Source organism: Ruegeria sp. AL1, assembly GCF_056540905.1.
Genome location: NZ_JBQFXP010000007.1, coordinates 1 through 25,439, shown reverse-complemented (window position 1 = coordinate 25,439; position 25,439 = coordinate 1). Strand labels below are relative to the sequence as shown.

The 25,439-nt window shown below is 60.0% G+C and carries 22 protein-coding genes; 9 read left to right on the top strand and 13 right to left on the bottom strand.

From position 1 onward, the window contains the following. Nucleotides 1–33: 33 nt before the first annotated feature. Entirely contained in the window at nt 34–804 is a 771-nt protein-coding gene (gene yaaA, locus ACRZ9X_RS12145; protein WP_480519151.1) for a peroxide stress protein YaaA, read from the top strand. 125 nt (nt 805–929) lie between these two features. Here the strand turns inward: yaaA and ACRZ9X_RS12140 are convergent, their stop codons facing one another. Further along, nucleotides 930–3,143, bottom strand: a complete 2,214-nt coding sequence (locus ACRZ9X_RS12140; protein WP_480519149.1) for a response regulator — start codon at nt 3,141–3,143, stop codon at nt 930–932. 216 nt (nt 3,144–3,359) lie between these two features. Between ACRZ9X_RS12140 and ACRZ9X_RS12135 the strand changes: the two genes are divergently transcribed. Then, nucleotides 3,360–4,112, top strand: a complete 753-nt coding sequence (locus ACRZ9X_RS12135) for a 2-keto-4-pentenoate hydratase (RefSeq protein WP_480519147.1) — start codon at nt 3,360–3,362, stop codon at nt 4,110–4,112. A 1-nt stretch (nt 4,113) separates the two neighbouring features. Here ACRZ9X_RS12135 and ACRZ9X_RS12130 read toward each other — a convergent pair whose 3' ends face one another. The 4 genes from ACRZ9X_RS12130 to ACRZ9X_RS12115 are packed head-to-tail and all read right to left on the bottom strand — an operon-like array spanning nt 4,114 to nt 10,791. Continuing rightward, a complete protein-coding gene (locus tag ACRZ9X_RS12130; protein ID WP_480519145.1) occupies nt 4,114–6,156 on the bottom strand; it encodes a hypothetical protein in 2,043 nt (680 codons plus the stop codon). Continuing rightward, nucleotides 6,153–8,915 (bottom strand): DUF4159 domain-containing protein, encoded by a 2,763-nt coding sequence (locus ACRZ9X_RS12125; RefSeq protein WP_480519143.1) that lies wholly within the window; start codon nt 8,913–8,915, stop codon nt 6,153–6,155. The genes ACRZ9X_RS12130 and ACRZ9X_RS12125 overlap by 4 nt, the downstream gene beginning before the upstream one ends. Next, nucleotides 8,912–9,787, bottom strand: coding sequence for a DUF58 domain-containing protein (locus ACRZ9X_RS12120; protein ID WP_480519141.1), 876 nt, complete (start codon nt 9,785–9,787; stop codon nt 8,912–8,914). Before ACRZ9X_RS12120 ends, ACRZ9X_RS12125 begins: the two co-directional genes overlap by 4 nt. Next, nucleotides 9,784–10,791: an AAA family ATPase gene (locus ACRZ9X_RS12115; protein WP_480519139.1), complete on the bottom strand. Its 1,008-nt coding sequence runs from the start codon at nt 10,789–10,791 to the stop codon at nt 9,784–9,786. The genes ACRZ9X_RS12120 and ACRZ9X_RS12115 overlap by 4 nt, the downstream gene beginning before the upstream one ends. A gap of 64 nt (nt 10,792–10,855) precedes the next feature. Between ACRZ9X_RS12115 and ACRZ9X_RS12110 the strand changes: the two genes are divergently transcribed. Then, nucleotides 10,856–11,434: a DUF1285 domain-containing protein gene (locus tag ACRZ9X_RS12110; protein ID WP_480519137.1), complete on the top strand. Its 579-nt coding sequence runs from the start codon at nt 10,856–10,858 to the stop codon at nt 11,432–11,434. Here the strand turns inward: ACRZ9X_RS12110 and ACRZ9X_RS12105 are convergent. Further along, the gene (locus ACRZ9X_RS12105; RefSeq protein WP_480519135.1) at nt 11,431–12,366 is read right to left on the bottom strand and encodes a DMT family transporter; all 936 of its coding nucleotides are present in this window, start codon (nt 12,364–12,366) and stop codon (nt 11,431–11,433) included. The genes ACRZ9X_RS12110 and ACRZ9X_RS12105 overlap by 4 nt on opposite strands. Before the next feature lie 179 nt (nt 12,367–12,545). Between ACRZ9X_RS12105 and ACRZ9X_RS12100 the strand changes: the two genes are divergently transcribed. Both ACRZ9X_RS12100 and ACRZ9X_RS12095 read left to right on the top strand, forming a co-directional pair. Then, entirely contained in the window at nt 12,546–13,301 is a 756-nt protein-coding gene (locus ACRZ9X_RS12100; protein ID WP_480519133.1) for a hydroxypyruvate isomerase family protein, read from the top strand. 61 nt (nt 13,302–13,362) lie between these two features. Next, nucleotides 13,363–13,593: a DUF2798 domain-containing protein gene (locus ACRZ9X_RS12095; RefSeq protein ID WP_480519131.1), complete on the top strand. Its 231-nt coding sequence runs from the start codon at nt 13,363–13,365 to the stop codon at nt 13,591–13,593. Between the two features lie 42 nt (nt 13,594–13,635). Here the strand turns inward: ACRZ9X_RS12095 and polA are convergent, their stop codons facing one another. The 5 genes from polA to ACRZ9X_RS12070 form a co-directional block, all read right to left on the bottom strand. Continuing rightward, nucleotides 13,636–16,431, bottom strand: a complete 2,796-nt coding sequence (gene polA / locus ACRZ9X_RS12090; protein WP_480519129.1) for a DNA polymerase I — start codon at nt 16,429–16,431, stop codon at nt 13,636–13,638. A gap of 103 nt (nt 16,432–16,534) precedes the next feature. Beyond that, nucleotides 16,535–16,858: an SH3 domain-containing protein gene (locus ACRZ9X_RS12085; RefSeq protein WP_480519127.1), complete on the bottom strand. Its 324-nt coding sequence runs from the start codon at nt 16,856–16,858 to the stop codon at nt 16,535–16,537. A gap of 153 nt (nt 16,859–17,011) precedes the next feature. After that, complete coding sequence (locus tag ACRZ9X_RS12080) at nt 17,012–17,482, bottom strand: hypothetical protein (protein WP_480519125.1); 471 nt, start codon at nt 17,480–17,482, stop codon at nt 17,012–17,014. A gap of 60 nt (nt 17,483–17,542) precedes the next feature. Continuing rightward, nucleotides 17,543–18,226, bottom strand: coding sequence for a TIGR02117 family protein (locus ACRZ9X_RS12075; protein WP_480519123.1), 684 nt, complete (start codon nt 18,224–18,226; stop codon nt 17,543–17,545). Further along, entirely contained in the window at nt 18,227–18,403 is a 177-nt protein-coding gene (locus ACRZ9X_RS12070; protein WP_480519121.1) for a zinc-finger domain-containing protein, read from the bottom strand. Nucleotides 18,404–18,490: 87 nt separating this feature from the next. Between ACRZ9X_RS12070 and ACRZ9X_RS12065 the strand changes: the two genes are divergently transcribed. Further along, nucleotides 18,491–19,483, top strand: a complete 993-nt coding sequence (locus ACRZ9X_RS12065; RefSeq protein WP_480519651.1) for an ABC transporter ATP-binding protein — start codon at nt 18,491–18,493, stop codon at nt 19,481–19,483. Here the strand turns inward: ACRZ9X_RS12065 and ACRZ9X_RS12060 are convergent. Beyond that, a complete protein-coding gene (locus ACRZ9X_RS12060) occupies nt 19,480–19,947 on the bottom strand; it encodes a DUF1203 domain-containing protein (RefSeq protein WP_480519119.1) in 468 nt (155 codons plus the stop codon). The genes ACRZ9X_RS12065 and ACRZ9X_RS12060 overlap by 4 nt on opposite strands. A 110-nt stretch (nt 19,948–20,057) precedes the next feature. Between ACRZ9X_RS12060 and ACRZ9X_RS12055 the strand changes: the two genes are divergently transcribed. The 3 genes from ACRZ9X_RS12055 (at nt 20,058) to ACRZ9X_RS12045 (ending at nt 24,531) form a co-directional block, all read left to right on the top strand. Then, a complete protein-coding gene (locus tag ACRZ9X_RS12055) occupies nt 20,058–22,976 on the top strand; it encodes an error-prone DNA polymerase (RefSeq protein ID WP_480519117.1) in 2,919 nt (972 codons plus the stop codon). Between the two features lie 49 nt (nt 22,977–23,025). Beyond that, complete coding sequence (locus ACRZ9X_RS12050) at nt 23,026–23,439, top strand: group III truncated hemoglobin (RefSeq protein WP_480519115.1); 414 nt, start codon at nt 23,026–23,028, stop codon at nt 23,437–23,439. Between the two features lie 153 nt (nt 23,440–23,592). Beyond that, on the top strand, nt 23,593–24,531 hold the full coding sequence (locus ACRZ9X_RS12045) for a DMT family transporter (protein WP_480519113.1): 939 nt from the start codon (nt 23,593–23,595) through the stop codon (nt 24,529–24,531). Here ACRZ9X_RS12045 and ACRZ9X_RS12040 read toward each other — a convergent pair. Beyond that, nucleotides 24,526–25,260: an NYN domain-containing protein gene (locus ACRZ9X_RS12040; RefSeq protein WP_480519111.1), complete on the bottom strand. Its 735-nt coding sequence runs from the start codon at nt 25,258–25,260 to the stop codon at nt 24,526–24,528. The two genes, ACRZ9X_RS12045 and ACRZ9X_RS12040, sit on opposite strands and share 6 nt — an antisense overlap. Between the last annotated feature and the right edge of the window lie 179 nt (nt 25,261–25,439).

The following is a 25,439-nucleotide window of genomic DNA, read 5'->3' as shown; positions in this document are numbered from 1 at the left end:
ATACGGCCTATCAGGCAAGAAACGAGGGCGGATATGCTGGTAGTGATTTCCCCGGCCAAAAGGCTGGACTGGGCCGAGCGCCATGTTGATGTTACGCAACCCGATTTTCAGGATGACGCCATCCGGCTGTCGAAAACCGCCCGCAACCTGACGCTCGGTGATCTGAAAAAGCTGATGGATCTGAGTGACGATCTGGCGCGCCTGAACCGCGACCGGTATCGCGCGTTCTCGGATGCGCCTTCGGTCGAGGCCACACGTCCCGCCGCGTTGGCCTTTGCAGGCGACACTTATCAGGGGCTTGAGGCTGCTTCGCTGGATGCAGATGAGATGGGCTGGGCGCAGGATCATCTTCGTATTTTGTCAGGACTGTATGGTGTGCTGCGCCCGTTGGATGCGATCCAACCCTACCGGCTGGAGATGGGCAGCAGGTTGAAGACCCGTCGCGGTAAGAACCTGTATGAATACTGGCGCGACCAGCTGAGCAAAGCGCTGAACGCGCAGGCGGACGAGGTTGGCTCGAACATATTGGTCAACTGTGCCAGTCAGGAATATTTCGGCGCGGTTGATCTCAAGGCGTTGAAGCTGCGCGTGATCACGCCGGTGTTTATGGAAGACAAGGGCGGGACGCCAAAAATCGTGAGCTTCTTTGCCAAGAAAGCGCGCGGCGCAATGGCCCGCTATGTCATTCAGCGCCGGTTGACCGATCCGGCGGGTTTGCTGGAGTTTGACACCGGGGACTATGCCTATCGTCCTGACCTGTCTGAGAGCGATAAGCCGGTGTTTGTGCGCCCATATAGCGCTTAGACGCGGTCAACCTTGTGGATTTTGGCGAGGGCCAGAGCGAGGGGCCAGCCCCTCGCGCTCCCCGGGATATTTTTGGCCAGATGAATGGGAAGCCCTGACGAAACGGTTGGTGGTGGTGCTTCGGTTCAGGGGGCAAGCTCAGCCGGTTTTGTGACTTGTCGCACGTTATCCGGGCAGTGCTGCAGGATCATTCTGTGGATCAGCGCTTTGTGCAGGGGTTTGGTCAGGTAGTGATCCAATCCGGCGGCCAAAATGCCCTGATCATCCCCGGCCATGGCATGCGCAGTCAACGCCACGATGGGGACGTGGCGGTCGGTTCCAATTTCGCGGCGGCGAATTTCGCTTGTTGCCTCTTTTCCGTCCATCTTGGGCATGGAGATGTCCATGAAGATCAGGTCAGGATCAAATTCGACATGTGCCTCGACGGCTTCCAGCCCGTTAGAAACAAACCTCAGTTCAATTTCCAGATCCTTGGTCATTTTCTTCAGGATTAACTGGTTTGTTCGATTGTCCTCGGCGGCGAGGACGCGCATCCTCCTTTGGTCTTCAAGGCATAGCGACGGTTTGTCGGGCTTGATCGCGCATGCATCAAACTTGGTGGGTTTGAAACCGGGTGCGCCCAGGGCCAGCAGTCGGGAATAAAGCTCGGCGCGGGGGATGGGCTTTTGCAGAACACCTTGGATCAAACGATGGGCCGGGTCGGTGTGGATGACGCCGGGATTAGCGGACATAACCACAATCGGCAGATCCCCCCATCCTTGGTCGCGCAGGGTGGTCGCAAGTTCGAGCCCGTCCATGTCCGGCAGGTCATGATCGCAGAGGATCAGATCGACGCTTGGGTCGACGAGGGCCAGCGCTTCGGTCCCCGTCGCGCAGACCGACGCGCGTGATCCCAACCGGCCCAACTGCTTGGCCAGGATGGCGCGATTGACTGCCAGATCTTCGACGATCAGAACATGCCGCAATCGTTCTGCAAGATCAGGTGGTTCGGGCTGTGGGCCTTCCGCAGCGGGCAGAGTCATGCGAAACCCGAAACACGATCCTTCGCCCAGCGCGCTTTCGACCCAGACAGTGCCGCCCATCATGGTAATCAGACGTTTGGTGATCGCCAAACCCAGCCCGGTGCCCTCGAATTGTCGGTTTTGCTGATCCTCGACCTGATTGAATTCGCCGAAAATATGCGCGATCTTGTCGTCTTCGATACCGATGCCGGTATCTTCGATGGCCACGTGAACATCGCAGCTCTCGCCTTCCGAATCTGGCACGCCAGTCACTCGGATCAGAACGTGGCCATCTGCGGTGAACTTGATCGCATTGCCCACCAGATTGGTCAGGATCTGCCGCACGCGACCGGGGTCACCGATAAACAAGGTGGGCAGGAAAAGGTCGTAATCCACCAGCAGGGTCAGCCCCTTGTCGCGCACGCTGGGCTGCAACAGCATTGCCACCTCAAGAATACACCGCTCTAAATCGAACTGTTCGGGGTGCAGGGTCAACTTGTCAGCTTCGATCTTGGAATAGTCCAGAACGTCGTTGATGATGACCAGCAGCGCCTCGCCCGAGTTGCGGATCGTGTTGACGTAAAGCTGTTGTTCATCGCCCAAAGGCGTTTCGGTCAACAGTTCGGTCATGCCGACAATGCCATTCATCGGTGTGCGAATTTCGTGACTCATATTGGCCAGAAATGCGGATTTGGCGCGGTTTGCAGCCTCCGCTCGCTCTCGTGCGGCTTGCAATTCCGCCTCATGCCGGACGGACTCGGTGATATTCAGGGCAAGACTGACCACATCGCCGCCCTGTCCCCGCTGATCAATCAGTCTGATATACTGGCCATTCCATAGCTGGATCACGACCGGTTCGGGATTGGGCTGAACCCACCTGCGCTGCATTCGAGCGCACCAGTCTGGTGCCGCCTCGGCACCGATATCAACGATGCCCTCATGTGTCAGGATATCCAGGATCTGGGCATAGGCGATTCCGGGCGCAACCTCTTGCATGCCATCAAACACACTCAGATAGGCGGTATTTGCACCAATCAGAGTGCTGTTTTCATCAAAGAAAGCAAAGCCGTCCTGAATGGTTTGGATGGAATGCCAAAGCCGACGTTCGGCCACTTCGATTTTTGCGTTGGCCACCGTCAGATCGGATTTGACCTTTTCGTTTTCGTCCCGAACGGTCGCAACTTCGGCCTGCGTCTGGTCGATGCGTCGAGTCAATGCAATCGCATGATGACCCAGTTTACGATTGGCCGCAGAAAGCTCTGCCTGTTTCAGCTCAAGCAACCGTTCAGCTGCCAGCCGTGCCCGTCGTTCCTGTGCAAGTTTTTCCGCAAGACTCATCTTTGGTGATCCCGGCCCGTGTCGGACTCAACATCCCTGCAGAGCATGAAAAAGTGCTTAAACCGTTGCCACGTGGTCGGCCGGCGTGTCAGACTCTGGGGACATAGGAGCGCTATCATGGATTTTAGGAGCTATTTATCAGTAACTTATGGAATTTTTTGGCTGTCGGGTGCGGCTCAGGCAGGGTGTGCGTCGGACGGTGACATTGAGACATTCGTGCAAGACTATTTAAGCAATACGCCCACCACTGCCGTTTCGGCAGGGGGCACAATGGAATATGCGTTGTGTTCTCAGGCCAAGCTGGTGCGCGCGTTGGAGCCCCATATGGGACCGGTGATTGGCTACAAGGCGGGACTGACCAGTGCCCCGGCGCAGGACCGGTTTGGCGCCTCGGAACCGGTACAAGGCATCCTCTATCGCGATATGATGCTCGAGGATGGCGCGACTGTTCCGCTCAATTGGGGCGCGCGCCCGGTTTTCGAAGCTGATCTGGTGCTTGTCGTTGGGGACGCGCAAATCAACGAGGCCGAAACGCCCGAGGAGGTTCTGCAGAACGTCTCGGCGATCCGACCGTTCATCGAGCTGCCGGACCTCACCCTCGCCGAGGGTGAACCAATCACGCCGGTGACCCTGACCGCGATCGGAGTTGCACCAAAACTGGGCGTGTTAGGCTCGGAGATCGCTGTATCGGATGCGGCTGAGATGTCAGAGGCTTTGGCCGGTATGGTCGTCACGCTTAGCGCCGCAGATGGCACCGTGCTGGCCGAGGCTCCGGGCACCGCCGTTCTTGGCCACCCGGCGAATGCCGTGCTTTGGCTGATGTCCAAAGGCGTGACATTGGAAGTCGGAGATTTGGTTTCGGTCGGGTCCTTCGGACCGCTTGTACCACCAGCCAAGGGCAAGGGCGGCGCAAAGGTGACTTATGACGGCTTACCCGGCAATCCGACAGTCAGCGTGGTGTTTGAATAAGCTAGCGACGGCCTTCCCGCAGCCACCCACCCAGAAGAAACCCGCCAGCCAACAGCAGAACAATCCAGGGCGGCAATAGCCCGGCCTGCGTAACGTCACGTGTCTCATAAGCGTCGCGCGGGGTCAGGCCGATCCATCCCCGTCCCGCCGCCGGGCGCCCGGCACGCACGTTCCGGATAGACGGCAAACCGTCTTCCACCCGTATTACGCCGCCGCGCAACCCGGCCAGAACCGGGTCCAGAATGTCGCCTGTCGCGATGGTGCGCTCGAACTCTTTCGGGGCGGCAGGGCCCAGCCCGATCACTGCCATATGGTCCCCTTCCTGCAAACGATAGAGGCCGATCTCGGGACCGACATAATGCGCTTCGAACCGACCCGGAGATACCTCGTCCAGCGTCATTTCAAGCGTTTCGCCATTTGGCCTTGTAATGGTAACCGGGCCGACATCGTCTTCCAGAGTCTGGCGGATAATACGCATGACCTGCCCATTGGCCTCGGCCCACAGGGCCTCTTCTTCCAGTTCAGGCTCTTTCATCATCCAATGCGCCAATCTTCGCAACAATTCCAGCTGCGGGCCGCCGCCCTCGAATCCGCGACTCCAGAGCCAGGCGTGATCCGACGCAAGCAGCGCAACGCGTCCCTCGCCCACGCGGTCCAGTAAAAGCAACGGTCGTTCATCTACACCGGTCATCAGCAGCTCACCCGTGCGCTGATTGACATCGATCTGCCGTAGCCATGCCCCCCAGTCTTCTGAATCACCAAGGCTGGTCGTGACAGGGTGTCGATGCCCAAGATCGGTGACCATCGGGGTATAGCGTTCCTCGATCACCCGCGCGGTGGGTTGTGCGGGCAGAATCGGACCTAGCGGCGAACGAAAGATGCTGTCAGCAGTTGCGAAATCCGGCCCGGCAGCGATCAACACCGCACCGCCGTCATTGATATAGTTGGTGACGTTGTCCAGATAGATAGCTGGCAGAATGCCACGCCGCTTATAGCGGTCGAAAATGATCAGATCGAAATCGTTGATCTTTTCCAGAAACAGTTCTCGGGTCGGGAACGCAATCAGTGACAGCTCGTCCACCGGTACGCCATCCTGCTTTTCTGGGGGCCGCAGGATGGTGAAATGCACCAGATCAACCGAGCTATCGGATTTCAACAAGTTGCGCCATGTGCGCCCGCCCGGATGCGGCTCGCCAGAGACCAGCAAAACGCGCAAACGATCCCGCACGCCATTCATCTGGATCAGGGCCGTATTGTTGCGATCCGTCAACTCGCCATCGGCTTCGGGTACCGTGAACTGAAGAACGTTGCGCCCGCCATGCGGCAGCGTGATCGGCAGCTCGACATCAACCCCGATGGGGATCGTGAACTGGTCCGGCTCGCTGCCATCAACGGAAATCTCGAGCGGGGCCGAGGCCACTCCGACAGGCGCGGCACCGCTGTCTTCGACACGCAAAGTCAACGTAACGGGTTCTCCGATGATGGCAAACGCAGGCGCGTTGCGCACGATCAGACGACGATCCCAATCTGCCGCGCGACCGGTCTGCAACAGATGCATCGGCGCAGGAAGATCAGGGGCCTGATCGACATCATGCACGATGCCATCCGAGACCACCAGAATGCCCGCGATCCGCGCCCGTGGTTCCTCCGCTAGCGCTTCGTTCAGCGCGGCCATGACCTGCGTGCCTTCATCGCCGTCACCATCGCCCACCTTGATCCGGCGCAGCTCTGTATTGTCGCGGGACTCGATCTCAGCCGCCAGATCATCGGCGGCCTGTTTCGTCTGTTCCGCGCGGTCTGACAGGGTCTGACTGGCGCTTTCGTCTTCGATCATCAGAACGATGTCTGTCAACGGCGCGCGATCCTCTACCTGATAGACCGGCCCGGACAAGGCCGCGATCACCACGAGGGCCGCCAATCCGCGCAGGGCCCAGCCGGACAGGCCGCGCCACAGCGCCAGACCCACGCCCGCGACAGCGATTGCCGCAACCGCCGTCAGAACAGGCCAGGGGATCAAAGGATCAAAGATGACGGTTCCGGTCATTGGCCCAACCTGTCCAGCAAAGCAGGCACATGGACCTGATCAGATTTGTAATTCCCGGTCAGCACATGCATCACCAGATTGACACCGAACCGGTTGGCCAGCTCGCGCTGACGCTCACCGGCGTAACCGCGCCCCACCGGCAACAAGGCTTGTCCATTGCGATCTACGGCCCACGCTCCGGCCCAGTCGTTGCCGCCGATGACAACCGGCGTGACATTGTCGTTGAGGTTACGGAAGGGCATCCCCTCAATCTGTTCGGCATCAGGCGGAGCGGCCTCGACCCAGACATCCGTGCCGCCATAGCGACCGGGGAAATCCTGCAACAGATAGAAGGTTCGGGTCAGCACGTGGTCCCGTGGTATCGGCTCTAACGAGGGGATATTCAACGGAGCCGCCAGTTGCTGCAGCTTGCGACCATTCGGACTGGAAGCCCCAAACCGGGCAACATCCGAATCCCGCGTGTCGAACAGGATCATGCCGCCGGACCGTAAATAGGCGTTCAGCCGGGCATAAGCCTCGGCGGATGGCTGCGGTTGTTCAGGTGTGATCGGCCAATAAAGCAGCGGAAAGAACGCCAGTTCATCGCGCTCCAGATCCACACCAATTGGCTCGGCCGGTTCGACCGATGTGCGGTAATACAACGTTTGAGCGAGACCGCGCATACCGGCCTCAGCGACGTTGTCGATTTGCGCGTTGCCGGTCAGAACATGCGCCAGAACCAGCTCATGCGTGGCATTCAGCGCAAAATCCGTCTCATCCGGGGTCTGGGCCTGTGCCTCAGGCACCACAAGCGCGATACCCAGCACTGTGGCGGCAGCTTTGGCCAATCCCAACCGCCCGGACAAGGCAAGCGACGCGATCACGTCAATCGTCAACAGCAACAAGGCAAGGCTGAGAAGAATACCGCCAATCGGCGTCTCGGTGCTGATTTCCTGCCCCTTGATCGGAACATCCGATGGCCAGACCGCCGGGCTGAGCACCGCATCCTCGGACAATACGTTCAGCGCCAGTTTCTGCTTGCCGCTTTCATACAAGCCCGGTCTCAGCGCGGGCCCAATCTGGCCCGAGACCAGCTCGACGCCGTCGACGCCAGCCAAATTGCCGGCATCTGTCAATGTTCCGAACCCGTCCATGACCTGTATCGGTTCCCACGTGGTGCCCTGAAGCTGCGACACCTGTCGGGATTTTGCCGCCGAAGCCACTGCCAGACGATCCAGCATCTCGACAAACAGGCCGGACAGCGGCAGGCTGGACCATTCTGCGTCGGCAGTGACATGGAACAATACCACCTGCCCCAGGCCCAGCGCCTTGCGCGTCACCAGCGGCGTGCCGTCCGACAGCGATGCAATCACACGATCTGCCAGATTAGGGTCTGGTTGCGCCATCACCTGCGTTGTCACGGTGACGTCGCCCGGCACCTGCAATCCAAAAAACGGTGAGCTTTCGGTGAACGGTGCGAGTCCCTTGGCCTCGCCCCAGCTCATCGCGCCGCCGACTGAGCGGCCACCGCTGCGCAGGCGGACAGGCAACAGCGTATCTTCGGCATCGCGACCCAGATCGCTGGCAGCCATGCGCGGACCGGCAAAGCGCAGCAACAAACCGCCCTGTTCGACCCATTCGATCAACTCTGCCTGTTCCGCATCTGACAGTTTGGCCACATCCGCCAGCACGATCACATCCGGGTTTGCGGGTAGAACGTCCAGCAAACCGCCATCGACAAAGTCTGCCGTGGGGATCAGCACTTGCGTCAGGTAGTGAAGCGGCGACAGCAGCTCCAGCCCTTCGCGGTTCAGCGTGCCCGCGATCAACGCGACTTCGCGTCTTCGCAAGCTGTCATCGGTCAGTGTAAGCGCACCGGCGGACCGCTGACCCTGAATTTCGAACCGGGTAATACGCGCGCGCAATTCGGATGGCAGGGCCAATTCGACCTGCGCCTGAGTCTCGCCACTTTCAAAGGTCATCTCGGCCGATTGCAGAACACGCATTGCTCCTGCGGGATCACGGCCCTGCGCCAGAATGGTAATCGTTTCCGCCGGACCCGGAGTGGACCTTTGCGCATTCAGCTCAATCACACCGTCCTGATACGTGGCAGGCAAAACCGCCATAACCGGCGAGGCCGTGCGGTACACGGTCACACCGCCGCGAGCCTGCAAAGCCGACAGGACACGGTCATGGCCGTCATAGGCCAGCTTGTCACTGAACCAATACGTCTCGAACCCGTCATCTACCGCGTCGAGTGCGGCCAGAACCTGATCAATCTGCGCGGTCGTAGGCTGCCACGGCGATGGCACCAGACCGGGCAGGCGGCTGCGCCATGCCTCTGCGGCCTGAAAAACGGGGGCTTCGGGGTCGGTCAGCTGCAGGATCGAAACCGGTCGCCCCGCGCGACCAGCTTCGGTCAGCTGTGCATCGATCTGTTCAAGGGTCGAGGACCACCGGGTTGCCCCGGCCCAGCTGGCATCCAGCACCAGCAACAAAGGTCCCGACCCCTGCTGGTCGCGGGACGGGTTCAGAACCGGCCCGGCCAGACCAATGATGATCGCGGCCGCCGCCAGCATGCGCAGCAGCAAAAGCCACCACGGCGTTCGGTCCGAAACGCTTTCATCGTCCTTCAGGCCCAGCAGCAGGGTAACCGCGGGAAACAGCCTGCGAATGGGTGCAGGCGGCACGGCCCTCAGAATAAGCCAAAGGATCGGCAGGGTGATCAGACCCAGCAACACCCATGGCGCGGTAAAGCCGATGCCCGCCAGAACCGTCATACCGTTCCCCCATCCAGCGCACGATAGAGCCACAAAAGAGCCGCTTGTGCGCTGTCACCCGTGTGATGCAGACCCAGTTGCCAGCCTGTTGCGCGCGACAGTTGCGTCAACGCATCTTTGCGCGCGGCCAGACGCTCCAGATACCGGTCGCGCAAATCGGCCGCCTTGAGCGTCTCGTGACGTGTGGTGCCGCCGACGCTTTCGAAAATCGTCCGACCGCGATAGGGAAAGCTCTCTTCGCTGGGGTCCAGAACCTGCAGCAACACGCCGCGTACGCCGCGGTCAGCTGCTTTGGTCAGGGCCAGTTCGACCTCGTCCATCGGACCCAGAAAATCGGAAATGAACACGGCCCGGGCATGTGGGATCATCGCGCGGTGTTCGGGCGGGGCATAATCCGTCTCGGAATCCTCGGTCCACGCCTGCGCCAGACGCACGATCTGCGCATTGCCGCGTCGGGGTGGCAGGGTGGTGCCGGTCAGGCCCACACGCTCGCCCCCGCGCACCAACAGAATTGCTGTGGACAGACCCAGCAAGCGCGCCCGATCCGCCTTGGTCGGCAGAGTTTTGTCGGACGCAAACCGCATTGATGCGCCCTGATCGACCCACAGCATCACCGATTGCGCAATCTGCCACTCGCGTTCGCGCACGAATTGCTGATCCCCCCGCGCCGAGCGGCGATGGTCGATCATCCGTCGGCTGTCGCCGATCTGGGCCGGGCGGTACTGCCAGAAATCATCACCCAGACCCGACCGCCTGCGCCCGTGATCGCCCAGCAGGACCGTTCCGGCCAGATGTTCAGCCCGCGCCAAAAGGGGCGGCAGCCGGGACGCTTCGGCCTCGGATCGTTCGCGAAGGGTCAGCGCCGCATTCACGCCGCAGCCTCGGTGCGGATCAGACCGGTCGCCGTAGTTTCGATCAGATCAGCCAGACTGTCACCACGCGCCCGCGCCGCAAAGTTCAACGCCATGCGGTGACTGAGCACCGGGCGCGCCATATCCAGAACATCCTCGGCATTGGGGGCCAGCCGCCCCTGCAGCATCGCCCGTGCCCGCACGGTCATCATCAACGCCTGCGCCGCGCGGGGCCCGGGACCCCAGGCCACCGTTTCAGAGACACGCTCGGATACACCAGCCTCATCAGGGCGGAATGCCCGCACAAGATCGAGGATCAGCTCCACAACCGACTCGCCGACCGGCATACGGCGCAGCAGCACCTGCGCGGCCAGCAATTCCTCTTTGGTGAAAATCTCGTGCGCTTCCTCCTCCTCGACGCCCGTGGTGGCCAGCAGGATATCCCGTTCGGTCTGACGGTCGGGGTATTCCACGTCGATCTGCACAAGGAACCGGTCCAGCTGCGCCTCGGGCAGCGGATAGGTGCCTTCTTGCTCAATCGGGTTTTGCGTCGCCAGAACATGGAACGGCACACCCAACGAGCGGTCCTCGCCAGCCACGGTCACGGTCCGTTCCTGCATCGCCTGCAACAATGCCGATTGCGTCCGGGGGCTTGCGCGGTTGATCTCGTCCGCCATCAGCAACTGGCAGAAGATCGGGCCCGAGATAAACCGGAAGTGTCGCGCGCCGTCTTCGTCGGTGTCCAGAACCTCGGACCCCAGAATATCCGCGGGCATCAGGTCAGGCGTGAACTGAATACGATTGCCATTCAGGCCCATAACGGTGGACAGCGTTTCAACCAGACGGGTCTTGCCAAGACCGGGCAAGCCGATCAGCAACGCGTGCCCGCCGCACAGCAATGCGGTCAGCGTCAGGTCCACGACCTTTTCCTGTCCGATAAACCGACGGGTGATCGAGGATTTGGCCTCTTGCAGTTTGGCTTCCAGCGCTTCGATCTCGGACACGAGGTCGGCGGGTTCGGTCATGACTTTCCCTTCCGTGGACTAATATGGTTGAAGTGTATCGCGCGAAAAGGAAATGGCAAAAGTAATGAGCGGACAAAAACCTGTGACACCTTCCCCTGATGGCATTGCGGCATCAGTCAACGCCGCGAAAACCAAGGGCTTACCCCCGGTTCACCTGTGGAATCCTCCGTTTTGTGGCGATCTGGACATCCATATCGCCAAAGATGGCTCTTGGAGTTATTTAGGGTCGCCGATCAACCGGTTCGAGCTTGTGAAGCTATTTTCCTCAATTCTTAAGAAAGAAGATGACCGCTATTTTCTCGTGACTCCGGTCGAGAAGGTGGGAATCACCGTCGAAGACGTGCCCTTTGTGGCGGTCGATTTCGACACCGAAAGCACAGGTCAGTCACAAATGCTGACTTTCACCACCCATGTAGGCGACGCCGCCGTGGCCGGGGCTGATCACCCGATCCGTATCGTGATCGACCCCGAAACAGACGAACCATCCCCCTATATATTGATGCGTGCCAACCTTGAGGCGCGGATCGACCGCAAAAGCTTCTATCGGCTGGTGGACATTGCCGAGCATAACGGCGATTGGTTCGGCGTTTGGTCAAACGGACAGTTCTTCCCGCTGATCCGCTCGGATGCATTACCGGATTAGGCCGTGCGCGGCACCCGGCGGTCCTGCGCCAGCACCACGGCCACCGCGACAATGGCTGCGCCCAGCGCGCGGGTCCCGTTCCACTCATCCCCCAGCACCAGCATGATCACCATCACATAAAACGGTGCAATGTTGATGTGGAACGATGCCAGCGCCACCCCAAGCTTGCCGACGGAGGCAATGAAAAAGACCTGACTCAGACCCATCGCGACCAGGGCGTAAATCATCAACATCCCGGCTTGCCGAAGATCGAATGCCGCCGTCGGCAGCACCTCAGCGCCCACAAGCCCTGTGGCCAGAAACAGGGCGCTGGCCGTCACAAGCCCGCCCGCGAAGGTGATGGAACTGCGCCCGATCTGGCTAAGCTCGGGGAAATCCCGTGCCGTCGCCATGCTGGCCCAGCAGAACAGCCCGGTCGAGACGATGGCGCAGGCCGCGCCCAAGCCCAGTTGGGCCGGGGCCACCGCGCTGGTCGCAATCACCCCCCCGATGATCGACACGACGACACCAATGGCAAAATTCCACCGCAGGCGGCGCGTTCCCGTCGCCAGTTCCAGCACGGTTGCGAACAAGGGCGCACAGGATGCAATGATTGCCACGGTCACCGGGTCAGTCAGTTTTTGCGCCAGGATGATCAGGAACATCCCTGCTCCCAACATACCACCAACCAGCAAGGCATGCCCCCACCGCGCGCGCAACATCCGTGCCGGCCCATCGATCAGCATCCAGATCGGCACCATGACAACCACCGCCAGCGCCAACCGCGCCACAAGCAGCGCGACCGGGGGCCAAGTTTGCAAAAGCACCTCGGCTGCCGGAAACCCTGCCGCCCATGTCAGCATCGAAGCCACGGCCAGACCATTGCCGGGTAAAGCAGAGCAGCGTCCGGAAGACACAGGAAGAGTGGTCCCGCGCACGGGGTCAGGGCTCATCGCCATGGTGTCAGACCTTCTGTTGGAGCGGCGCGCAAAAATGATTCGCCGCGATGGCTCGAAAATCCCTGATTTGCACCGGCCGATCTGGCCGATTTTCGACAATCTGTCGTTTTCAGTCCCTTTCGTGGATTTCACCCCGAAGCTATGCTTCTCGCAAACTTCAATGTGATCAGCTCATGCCCAGATTTGCCGCCAATATCTCGCTGCTCTTTGCCGAGCTACCCTATCTCGACCGCTTCTCCGCCGCCGCCGAGGCCGGATTTGATGCCGTGGAAATCCTGTTCCCATATGAGTTGGCGGCCAAGGAAACCCGCGGCGCCCTAATGGCCAACGGGCTGGATCTGGTGCTGATCAACGCACCACCGCCCAATTATACAGGTAGTGAACCCGGCTATGGCGCGGTGCCGGGCGGCCACGCGCGGTTTCAATCCGACATCCGCCGTGTCATGCGCTATGCCGACGTGCTGAAACCGGAGCTGATTCATATCATGTCAGGCTATGCCTCAGGCCCCGAGGCGTTTGAGAGCTTTGTGCAAAATCTGAAATGGGCCGCAGATTTCGCCCCTTCCCAACAGTTCACCATCGAACCGCTCAACCCGGTGTCACAACCAGATTACTTCCTGAATGACTATGTTCTCGCCGTCGAGATACTCGACACGGTGAACCGTCCCAATGTCGGGCTGCAATATGACAGCTTTCACGCACATATGATTCACGGGGACGCTTTGAAAGTCTGGGATCGGTTTCACTCCAGGGTGATCCACGCCCAGATCGGTGCGGCCCCGGATCGCTCGGAACCCGGGCGCGGACCGACGGATTTCCCGGCCTTGTTCGAGGCTTTCTCGGATAAAGGGTTCACAGGCTGGGTCAGTGCCGAATACACCCCGTCGACATCACGCACCATGGACAGTCTGGGCTGGATGCCCACCTAGCTCTGGCTTTTCAACGAAAAATCCCGCAGATGAAGGCAATGTTGCTGCAAGGATGCCTCAGATGCTTCCCGCTCGTTATGCTCGTGCCCTGTTCAGCCTGATCATGTCTGGCCTGATGTCCTGTATCGTCACAGGCATCGCCACGGCCAAAGCCGTCGGCTTCGGGCCCACAACATTTGGCGACTGGATGGCGTCCTGGGCATTCTGCTGGCCCATCGCATTCACCGTCATCCTGTTGCTTGCCCCATCGGTGCAACGTCTGGTCAATCGCCTGGTCAGTTCCCCGGACTGACCCGCGGCGAAGAGGGCCCGCCGGGCCTGATGAGCCGCGCCCTCAGTGCGCCTCGGCCCAGTTGGCCCCTTGCCCGGCATCCACGCTCAGCTTGACATCCAGTTTGACGGCAGGATCCGAGGCCCCCTCCATCACGTCGCGCGCCACGCCGATCACCTGATCCACCGCGTCTTCGGCCACTTCGAACAGCAATTCGTCATGCACCTGCAACAGCATCTTGGCAGGCAAGCCATTGATCGCATCAGGCATCCGCACCATCGCCCGCCGGATCACATCCGCCGCCGTGCCTTGAATCGGCGCATTGATCGCCGCGCGGCGCGAGAATCCCGCATGCGGGCCCTTGGCATTGATTTCCGGCGTGTGGATTTTGCGGCCGAACAGGGTCTGGACGTATCCATTCTCTTTGGCAAAGGCGATTGTGTCGTCCATATAGGTCCGGATACCCGGGAAGCGTTCGAAATAACGGTCGATAAAGCCCTGCGCCTCAGCCCGCGGGATGCGCAGGTTACGCGCCAGGCCAAAGCCCGAGATGCCGTAGATCACACCAAAGTTGATCGCCTTGGCCTGCCGTCTGATCTCCGGCGTCATCTCGTCCAGTGGCACGTCGAACATTTCGGACGCCGTCATAGCGTGAATGTCCAACCCATCCGAAAACGCCTGTTTCAGAGTCGAAATGTCGGCGATGTGCGCCAATATCCGCAGTTCGATCTGGCTATAGTCGAGGCTGACCATCACATTGCCCGGTTCAGCGATGAACGCCTCACGAATGCGCCGCCCCTCTTCGGTGCGCACCGGGATGTTCTGCAGGTTCGGATCGGTCGAGGCCAGACGCCCCGTGTTCGCCCCGGTGATCGAATAAGACGTGTGTACCCGCCCCGTGTCAGGGTTGATATGGGTCTGCAGCGCGTCCGTATAGGTCGATTTCAGCTTGGACAACTGCCGCCAATCCAGCACCCGGCGGGGCAACTCGTGCTCGGTGGCGAGGTCTTCCAGAATATCGGCCCCTGTCGAGTATTTTCCAGTCTTGCCCTTCTTGCCGCCTTCCAGACCCATCTTGTCGAACAGAATCTCGCCCAGTTGTGCGGGCGAGCCCACGTTGAAATTCTCACCCGCCAGTTCGTGAATTTCAGCCTCTAATCCGGCCATTTTCTGCGCAAAAGCGTTGGACATGCGAGACAGGACATCGCGGTCAACCTTGATGCCATGCGTCTCCATCTCGGCCAGAACCGGCACCAGCGGGCGTTCGAGCGTCTCATAAACGGTCGTCACCTGCACCTGATGAAGCTGCGGCTTGAACAGCTTCCACAGGCGCAGCGTGATATCCGCATCCTCGGCGGCATAGGCAGTGGCCTCGTCAATCGGCACCTTGTCAAACGTGATCGCCGATTTGCCCGAGCCCAGCAGCGGTTTGATCGGGATCGGCGTGTGGCTCAGATACCGTTCGGACAGCGTGTCCATCCCATGCCCATGCTCGCCCCCATGCATCGCATAAGACATCAGCATCGTGTCGTCGATCGGGGCCACGTTGATGCCATAACGCGCGAAAATCTTCGCGTCGTATTTCATGTTCTGCCCGATCTTTAAGATCGATGGGTCCTCGAACATCGGCTTGAGCAGGGTCAGAGCCTCATCCAGCGGCATCTGCCCCTCGGCCAGCGCGTCGGTTCCGAACAGATCGTCCGTCGCGCTTTCGCGGTGAATCAATGGGATGTAACAGGCCTCACCCGCCTCGACACACAGCGAAATGCCGACCAGATCAGCGATCATCTCGTTCAAGCCAGTGGTTTCGGTATCCACCGCAACCCAGCCGCGCTCATAGGCATGATCGATCCATTTCTGCAGCGCGCCCGCATCCCGCACGCATTCATACTTCGAGGCATCGAACGGGATTGCCTCAGCCTCAACCTCTTCGACCGGCGCGGACGCATCGGCAATGACCGGGGCCTCGGCACCCAGTTTGTCGGCGATGCGTTTGGTGAGTGTGCGAAATTCCATCTCGGCCAGGAATCCCAGCAAGGTTTCGGGCTCGGGGTCTTTCACCTCAAGATCGTCCAGCGAGAAATCAAGCGGCGTCTGTTCGTCCAGTTGCACCAGCTTCTTCGACAGCTCGATCTGGTCGCGCTTTTCGATCAGTGTCTGGCGGCGTTTGGGCTGTTTGATCTCTTCGGCGCGGTCCAGCAGGGTTTCCAGATCGCCGTATTCGTTGATCAGCAAAGCCGCCGTCTTGACCCCGATCCCCGGAGCGCCCGGCACATTGTCCACCGAATCCCCGGCCAGCGCCTGCACATCAACCACGCGTTCAGGGCCCACGCCGAACTTTTCGAACACCCCGTCGCGGTCGATGCGCTTGTTCTTCATCGCGTCCAGCATTTCCACACCGTCGCCCACCAGCTGCATCAGGTCCTTGTCGGAACTGACGATGGTCACACGCCCCCCGGCTTCGCGCGCCTGCACGGCGAGCGTCGCGATGATGTCGTCGGCCTCATAGCCCTCCAGTTCCTTGCAGGCGATGTTGAACGCCTTCGTCGCCTCGCGGGTCAGCGGCATCTGCGGGCGCAAATCCTCGGGCATCGCCTCGCGGTTGGCCTTGTAAAGGTCATACAGATCATTGCGGAACGTATGCGAGCCCTTGTCGAAGATCACCGCCACATGGGTCGGTGCGTCGGGTCCGACGTTCCCTTCGACATATTTCTGCAGCATGTTGCAGAACCCCGAGACTGCCCCGATGGGCAAGCCATCCGATTTTCGCGTCAGCGGCGGCAGCGCGTGATAGGCCCGAAAGATAAAGGCTGATCCATCGATCAGATGCAGGTGACAGCCTTTTCCAAACCCGCTCATGCCCGTGCTCCTCTCCGTTACGCCCACCCGTCCTGCCATGGAATGCAGATGGATGCCAGTAGTAGAACGCGCAGATCAGGCCGTCTGCGATTTTGCCAAAGCCTCAGGGGTAGAATTCACACCACCCGGTATGAATCCAGCCTTTGAACTGAGTCTCGACATTGTCGATGGCTCCGTTTTCGACATAGCACCACTTTCCTTCGCAGGCGCGAATATAGGCTGCGTCGCCGTTGCGAAGGCTTCCGATCTGCTGGTGATTTGATCCCGGCCCGGTTCTGATCGCCAGAAAGCCGTCGCCGTTTGGGTTCAGGCCTTTTACAAGGCACCCGGTATCTGTGATGACCGGACCGGTGGGCTGAACAATCTGTTGAGACTGAGCACTTGTGGCAAGGAAAATGCATAAGGCGGCGCTTAGAATACGCGTCATCGCGATGGTCTCCAAAATTCATGTTTAAAACAAGGGAAAACCTAGCCCAACAAGTGCCGTCCGTCTACGGGACATAGCAAGCCTTCGTTTCTGGAGCGTCCACGCAAATATGCCCGAGATGAAGACAGTCCCATGCCTTCATTAAATACCGGCTTACCCGCCAAATAGGCCCGAGAAAAAATCCGAAAAACTGTCCAGTAGCGCCATGATGATCAACGCCCCCAGCAGCGCAAAAAACGCCCAGGCAAAGAACTGAAACAGGATAGCGCCGGTTCCGATGAAAATCCCGGCGATGGCGGGGCGCGTTTTTTCATGCCGCAAGACACCAATGGTGGACAGTACAATGGCCAATCCACCCAGCATCGCCACGCCAATTCGCAGGTGGTCATCCAGATCCCGCGTCGGCGCAACGGGTGCGGGTTGTTCCAGCCCGGCTGCGGCCCGCAAGGTGGATTTTCCGATCTCGGCAGCAAGCTCTCCCAAAGACACACCCGTCGCCTGTTGCGGTGCGAATGGCCCCGCCCAAAACACAAACAGTGCGGCAAGCAATGCGATTGCCGAAACAACAAAGCCGATCCAACCGAAAAAAGGGCTGGCAGGGCTGTCAAGTGTAGCGTCGGTCATGGTCCTCGCCTAAGCAATTTTACTCATTTTCATAGACAAAAGCGGCGATTCTTGGGCGAACTAACGAACGTCGGATTGATAAAGCCGTCGCGACAATGTGACGGAATACGGAAGCGGCACCCAAATTCCGAACCGCACGCCCGCAGCACGCAGAGTTTCACCGATCCAGACATTGCACGTGCGCAACGCGTTAAAGCGCCCATTAGCGGCAAAGAACCGATCGGTTTCGGAAAAACCGGACACATTCAAAGGAATCCATTGCCCCTGATCCGTTTGCTCAAAACTGGCCGTGATGGCCCTGAGGAACCGTTCAAACTGGTCCAAAGACAAATGCACGGACGGCAATTGCAACTGCGGGTTCAACTTGGCAATCAAGTCCACGCGAATGACGGATCGATCTCCTGTCAGGCCCCGAGCGATCGCGCCAAACGACACATCCGAATAAGAGCCGGTCGTGGTATAAAACGCGCGCGCACCCCATCCGATCATCACCCATTCTGTGTGCGGATGATGCACAGGCAGGCCCGCGTGACGCAGCCCATCCAATTCCCGACGTGCAATGGGTGTCAGCGGAATCAGAAAATCGTAGTGAATTGGCCCTTTGAGCAACCGTATCTCAACGGTGTCCTGATCATGGGGGCGGGTTCCGGGCCCAGGCACAAGTGCCCCGACAAACGCAGCCAGAAAATAGCCAATGACAACAACGCTCAGGCAGATCAGAGATCGCCCCAGCGCCTTGCGCATCTACGAAACTTCGCGCCCCTTCAGCACGTATTTGCAATCACAATAGGGGCATTCGACCCAACCCGTATCTTCGGGGATCTGCAACCAGACACGCGGATGGCCCAAAGCGCCCTCGCCGCCATCACAGGCAACGCGAGAGGTTTCCACGATCTTGGTTTCCGGCGCTTCGATGGTCACGGCTGGCAGTCCTTCTTCGGTTGTCGGCCTCGCGGGCATGTATTAGGTGCGTTTATGAGCGATGAGCAAACCGGGGGCAAGAGCCACATGAGCGATGCGGCAATCAGGATCGAAGGGCTGCGCAAGACCTATCGCGGCGGCAAGGGCCAGCCCGAGAAACAGGCGCTGAAAGGGATCGATCTGACCATCCCGCGTGGCTCGGTCTTTGGTTTGCTGGGGCCAAACGGGGCGGGCAAATCGACTTTGATCAATATTCTGGCCGGTCTGGTGGTGAAATCATCCGGTTCCGTGTCGATCTGGGGGTTCGATCAGGATCAGAACCCGCGCCAATCCCGCGCCGCCATTGGCGTGATGCCGCAAGAGCTGAACCTTGATCCCTTCTTTACCCCGCGCGGCGCGATGGAGGTTCAGGCCGGTCTGTACGGTGTGCCCAAATCCGAACGCCGCAGCGATGAGATCCTCGAACTGGTGGGCCTCGGCGACAAGGCCGAGGCCTATGCCCGCACCCTCTCCGGCGGGATGCGGCGGCGGTTATTGCTGGCCAAGGCGCTGGTACATTACCCCAAGATTCTGGTGCTGGACGAACCGACGGCGGGCGTGGATATCGAGCTGCGCCAGATGCTCTGGACCAATGTGCGCAAGCTGAACGAACAGGGCATGACCATCATCCTGACCACCCATTACCTGGAAGAAGCGCAGGAAATGTGTGACGAGATCGCGATTATCAACCATGGCGAAAAGATCGCGCAGGACAGCACCGCCAACCTGCTGAACCGCATGGACAGCCGCACTATGGTGATCATCCCCGACAGCCCTGTGGCTGGTTTGCCTGTGGCTGACGGTGTCGAGGCCGCGCTGCGCGACGATGGCAGTCTGGAACTGAACTATCAAAGCCAAACCACAAGCGCCGAACAGGTTCTGGAATCCGTCCGCTCTGCCAATATCCGCATTCGCGACGTGCGCACCGAAGAGGCCGATCTTGAGGATGTGTTCCTCGCGCTGACCTCCTCGCGCACCGATGACACCCCGGCGGACGACCACGATCAGCCGCGTCGGGGCATGCACCGGGTCAAGCTTTAAGCCCTGTCGATCCTCGCGTGATAGCAGTTGTTCAGCGCGGACCGGATGTGGATATAAGCCACGTCATCCCGCGCGAATATGGTTTCGGCAGCGGCCTGCAACTGGGGCTGCGGTGTGATGACTCCGGTGCCATAGACAGTGCGGTCATCCGACCCGTAGCCCTTGATCAGATAATTGGGTGATGCGGTCAGCGCTTCGGGCAAATCCGCCGGGTCCTCATAGCGCTGACAAGGCTCTGCACAAAGGTAAATCGGCCCGGTTTCCGCAAATGGCTGCGTTTCGGGGAAAGGCCTGTGCGCCAGAACCAGCATCTCTCTTCCCTTGGGAATATAAGTCAGGCAATGGCGGCACGGGTTTCCTTCTCCGTTCGAAATCGCACGCTCGGGCGGATTGCCATAGCCGTCTGGTGCGCCATCGCGATAAGCCTCGACCTGAGCAGTGGGAAGGGCGGTTATTTTGTGCATGGTGTCTCTCCTTTTTTGGCCACCCTGCCCGTCGCGATGACCTCAAGCGACCCGTTTCCTGCGCAAAGGACTCGAAAAAGAACAAAACGTGAATATAATAGGGAGTCGCCATGTATGCTGAGCTGTCGATCACGTCGAATTTCACCTTCCTCACCGGGGCCTCGCACCCCGAGGAGTATATGGAGCGTGCCGTTACCCTGGGCCTTCCCGCGATTGCGATTGCCGATGACAATTCGGTCGCCGGGATCGTGCGTGCCCATACTCAAGCACGCGAGATCGCCCGCAAGGTGCGCGAACGGCTGGAATGGGAGGCGCAGAACACGAGCCCAGGCCCGCCCTGCCCCGATCACATCCCGAAACCGCCATCCTATCCGATCCACGCGGTGCCCCGCCTGATCCCCGCCGCGCGGTTGATCTTCACCGACGCGCCCACCGTCACCGCCCTGCCCCTTAACCGGCAGGGCTGGGGTAACCTCTGTCGGATTCTGTCTACGGGCCGCCGGCGCGCCGAGAAAGGCGACTGCATCCTGCACCTGTCCGACCTCCTGGAGTTTACCGACGGTCTCCATCTGCTCCTTTGGCCACAGGCAACCCGGTCGCAGGGCGGCGCGAGCCCTTGGCGGACACAGGCGCAACAGCTGACGCGCCGCTTTGCCGGGCGGATGCATCTGTTGATGCACCCCCGGTATGACGGAGCTGACAGCACTTATTTCCGTGAATTAGAGGCTGAATCGCAGCAACTCGGCATCCCCACGCTGGCCAGCGCCGCGCCGATGATGCACCACGGCACCCGCCGCAAACTGGGGGACGTCCTGACCGCCATCCGCCTGCGTCGCAAGGTGGATGAGCTGGGCCGCGACGCGCTGGCCAATGGCGAACAGCGCCTGCGCTCGGAACCCGAGATGCTGCGCCTTTTCAAAACCCATGAAGGGGCGGTCGCGCGGGCGCATGCCCTCAGCGAAGACCTGACCTTCTCGCTGGACGAGTTGCGCTATGAATATCCCAATGAGGGCCGTGATCAGGAAACCCCGACCCAGCGTCTGCACCGTCTGGCGCATGAGGGGTTGAACTGGCGCTATCCGGCGGGCGCGTCAGAGAAGGCAAAGAAAATGCTGGCGCATGAACTGACTCTGATCGCCAAGCTGAAATACGAACCCTACTTCCTCACCGTCCGCGATATCGTCACATTCGCCCGCTCCCGCGATATCCTGTGTCAGGGGCGCGGCTCGGCGGCCAATTCGGTGGTCTGCTTTTGCCTCGGCATCACCGAGGTCAGCCCCGAGCTGGGTACGATGGTGTTCGAACGCTTCGTGTCCGAGGCGCGGGACGAGCCCCCCGATATCGATGTCGATTTCGAACACGAACGCCGCGAAGAGGTGATCCAGCATATCTATGACCGCTATGGCCGCGAACGTGCAGGGCTCTGCGCCACCGTCGTGCATTATCGCGGCAAGCGGGCCATCCGCGAGGTGGGGCGCGCCATGGGCCTGACCGAGGACACGATCTCGGCCCTGTCCTCACAGCTCTGGGGGTTTTTCTCGACCAAAGGGCTTGAGGCTGAACGGATGCGCGAGATCGGCCTCGACCCCGAGGATCGCCGCCTGAAACAGACTCTATCCTTGGTGTATGAGATCGATGGCTTCCCGCGCCACCTGTCTCAGCATGTGGGTGGTTTCATCATCACCGAAGGACGGCTGGACGAACTTGTGCCCATCGAAAACGCCACGATGGAGGGTCGCACGGTTATCTGCTGGGACAAGGACGATATCGACAGCCTTGGCATCCTCAAGGTCGATGTGCTCAGCCTCGGGATGCTCACCTGTATCCGGAAAGCGTTCGACCTGATCCAGCGTCACCATCAGACCGGTTATACTCTGGCAACCCTGCCACCCGAGGACCCGCAGGTCTATGACATGCTGTGCAAGGCGGACTCGATCGGCGTGTTTCAGGTAGAAAGCCGGGCACAGATGAATTTTCTACCCCGGATGAAACCGCGCAGATTCTATGATCTGGTGATCGAGGTCGCCATCATCCGCCCCGGCCCCATTCAAGGCGACATGGTCCACCCCTATATCCGCCGCCGCAATGGCGAGGAGGAGGTCAGCTTCCCCTCGGACGCCTTGGGCGAGGTCTTGGGCAAAACGCTGGGCGTGCCGCTGTTTCAGGAACAGGCAATGCAGATCGCTATCGTGGGCGCGGATTTCACCCCGGAACAGGCGGACCGGCTGCGGCGATCGCTGGCGACCTTCAAGAAACATGGCAATGTCAGCGAATTCCGCTCCCTGTTCCTGCGCGGGATGGAGCGTAACGGCTATGAACAGGATTTTGCCGAGCGCTGCTTTTCGCAGATCGAAGGCTTCGGGTCCTATGGCTTTCCCGAAAGTCACGCGGCCAGTTTCGCGCTGCTGGTCTATGCCTCAGCCTGGATCAAATGTCACCACCCGGGCATCTTCGCCTGCGCGCTGCTGAACTCGCAGCCCATGGGGTTCTATGCGCCTGCACAAATCGTGCGCGACGCGCGGGAACACGGCGTGCAGGTGCGCCCGGTCTGCATCAATGCCAGTTTCTGGGACAATGCGATGGAACCCGACGGGCGCGGCGGGCTGGCCCTGCGGCTGGGGTTCCGCCAGATCAAAGGCCTGAGCGAGGAAGACGCCAGCTGGCTGACCGCCGCGCGCGGCAATGGCTATACGCAAGTCGATGACGTCTGGCGGCGCGCCGGGCTTGGCCCGTCGGTGATCGAACGGCTGGCCGAGGCCGATGCCTTTGCCGCCTGCGACCTGACAAGGCGCGAGGCTCTGTGGCAAGCCAAAGCGATTGCGACCGCGAAACCGCTGCCCCTGTTTTCACAGGACTTGGAAGGCGAGGCGCTGGACGAACCCGAGGCCTATCTGCCGCAGATGACCCTGGGCGAGCAGGTGGTCGAGGATTACGTCGCCACCCGCCTCAGCCTGCGGGCGCATCCGGTGGCCCTGTTGCGGCATATCCTGACGCCCGGACCGCGCGACAAAACCACACCTGTTGCCTGACGTCCGAACCGGCTACTGCCCCTGAAACAGAGACTGTTAAAGGATCCAAATGACCAGACCCGCCCTGCCCCCGCGCTTTCCGGCGACGCCCGCGCAGATCAACGCGCAGGTCCGCGCTTTCTATGCAGGTGTGCGCGAGGATGCGGTGCTGGGTCCCGTTTTCAACACACATGTCCATGACTGGCCCGCGCATGAGGAAAAGATCGCCGCCTTCTGGCGCAACGCCATCCTGTTTGAGCGCAGCTATGACGGCAATCCGCAGCGGGTTCACATCGAACGCCCGGATGTAAAACCCGAGATGTTCGCCCATTGGCTCGACCTGTTCGAAGAGGTCGCCACCCAGACCCTGCCTCTGGAAACCGCAACCCCATGGGTGGCACTGGCCCGCCGGATCGGGGTGGGGATGCGGGCGGGGGTCCAATCAGCGCGCCAACCCAAGGACGCGCCACCGATCCTGCGATGACCTCAGATCATGGCAGCATTGCGGTGTTAGCGGTAAAATAGGGGCTATCCGCCCCGGCAAAATCGGTTTAATCAAAGATCACGACAGCCCGGGCGTCCCCCGCGCTGCACCGGCGCGCGCCACCACACCGACACATGATCCGAGGCCATGGGCATGAGCACTCAAAACACCACCCTTCGGGGACTAGGATTTGCGTTTCTGGGCTTTGCTGTCTTTGCCAGCCACGACGTCCTGATCAAGGTACTGGGCGGCACGTATTCGGTGCTGCAGATCATCTTTTTCGCCACGCTGTTTTCCTTTGTGCCGATGGCCGTGACGATCCTGACCGATCGGACCACGGGCAACTTCCTGCCGCGTCATCCTTGGCTGGTCCTGCTGCGCTCGGGCCTGATGATTACCTCCATGACCTGCGCGTTTTATGCCTTTTCCGTGCTGCCACTGGCCGAAGTCTATTCGCTGTTGTTCTCTTTCCCGCTGATCGTCACCGTCCTGTCGATCCCGATCCTTGGCGAAGTGGTCCGCGCCCAGCGCTGGGCTGCCGTAGGCGTCGGCCTGATCGGGGTCCTGATCGTCCTGCGCCCCGGTGCGACAGACATTACACTGGGCCACCTCGCAGCCCTTACAGCAGCGTTTTGCAGCGCGTTTGGCTCTGTTCTGGTACGCAAGATCGGGAATGAGGAGCGCTCGGCCGTGCTGATCCTTTATCCGATGTTGCTGGCTATCGTTGCGATGAGTCTGGCCCAGCCCGCCGTATATCTGCCACCATCGCTGCCGCATCTGGGCATGATGGCGCTGGTCGGCGTGTTTTCGGTCATCGCCCAACACCTGATTATTCTGGCCTATCGCGCCGCGCCCGCAGGCGTGGTCGCCCCCAGCCAATACAGCCAGATCATCTGGGCCACCCTGTTCGGCATGGCGTTCTTCAACGAAAAACCTGACGGTTGGGTCGCCGTCGGGGCCAGCATCATCATCGCCTCCGGCGTCTTTGTGGTCTGGCGCGAGAGTCGGTCCAACACCACCTCGGCCAACACACCGGTTTTGCGTGTGCGGTCGCCGCGATCAGATACGGGGGCAACGCGGCCTGGGTCATGACCCGTCGCGACACCGGATTTTAAGGTCCCCGTTGGTGCCGCCTTTTTCAAACCGGTCAATGGCCCGCACCAGATCGCTCAGTCTTTTGTGGCCGTAGGTGCGGGCATCAAAATCCGGGTACATCTTGCCCAACTGGCTGCCCACAAAGGACAAGCTTGCCCAGCCGTCCGCCTCTTTCGTGTTCCGAACAACGTTTCGGATCAATTGGAACGCGTGGTTTAACTCGTGTTTCGTATTGGCACCTTCGCCCTTGTTTGAGACATCCGCCTCGCCTTCGGGCTTTTGAATATTTTCAATGTAGATGAATCGATTACAGGCTGCCACAAAGGCTTTGGGTGTCTTGCGTTCGCCAATCCCGAACACGTCGAGCCCTTGTTCACGAATACGGCTGGCAAGGCGTGTGAAGTCACTGTCTGACGACACAAGAACAAATCCGCTAAAGCGATCCGCATGCAGGATATCCATCGCATCGATCACCAGCGCTATGTCGCTGGAATTCTTTCGGGACGTATTGGCGAATTGCTGATGGGGGACGATGGCATGTTCGGCCAAAGAACTGGAATCCCACCCTTGCGGAGACCCGTTCGAGAAATCTCCGTAAATCCGCCTGAGGCCCGCTTCGCCCAATGTGGCAATTTCTTCAAATATCCCGGCGGCGTGTTTGGCCGGAACATTATCGGCATCAATCAGAACCGCAAGGCGGTCCGTTGTCTTTAAAGTCAAATTCATCCCTCAACTTATAGTTTTATTCTTTGAGGGGAATGTAAGAACGAGAAAGGGCGCGCAAAAGCCCGCCCTTCGAGAATATTTTTCGCGATCAATACACCACGACCGAGCGGATGCTCTCGCCCCGGTGCATCAGGTCGAACCCTTCGTTGATATCGTCCAGACTCATAGTGTGAGTGATC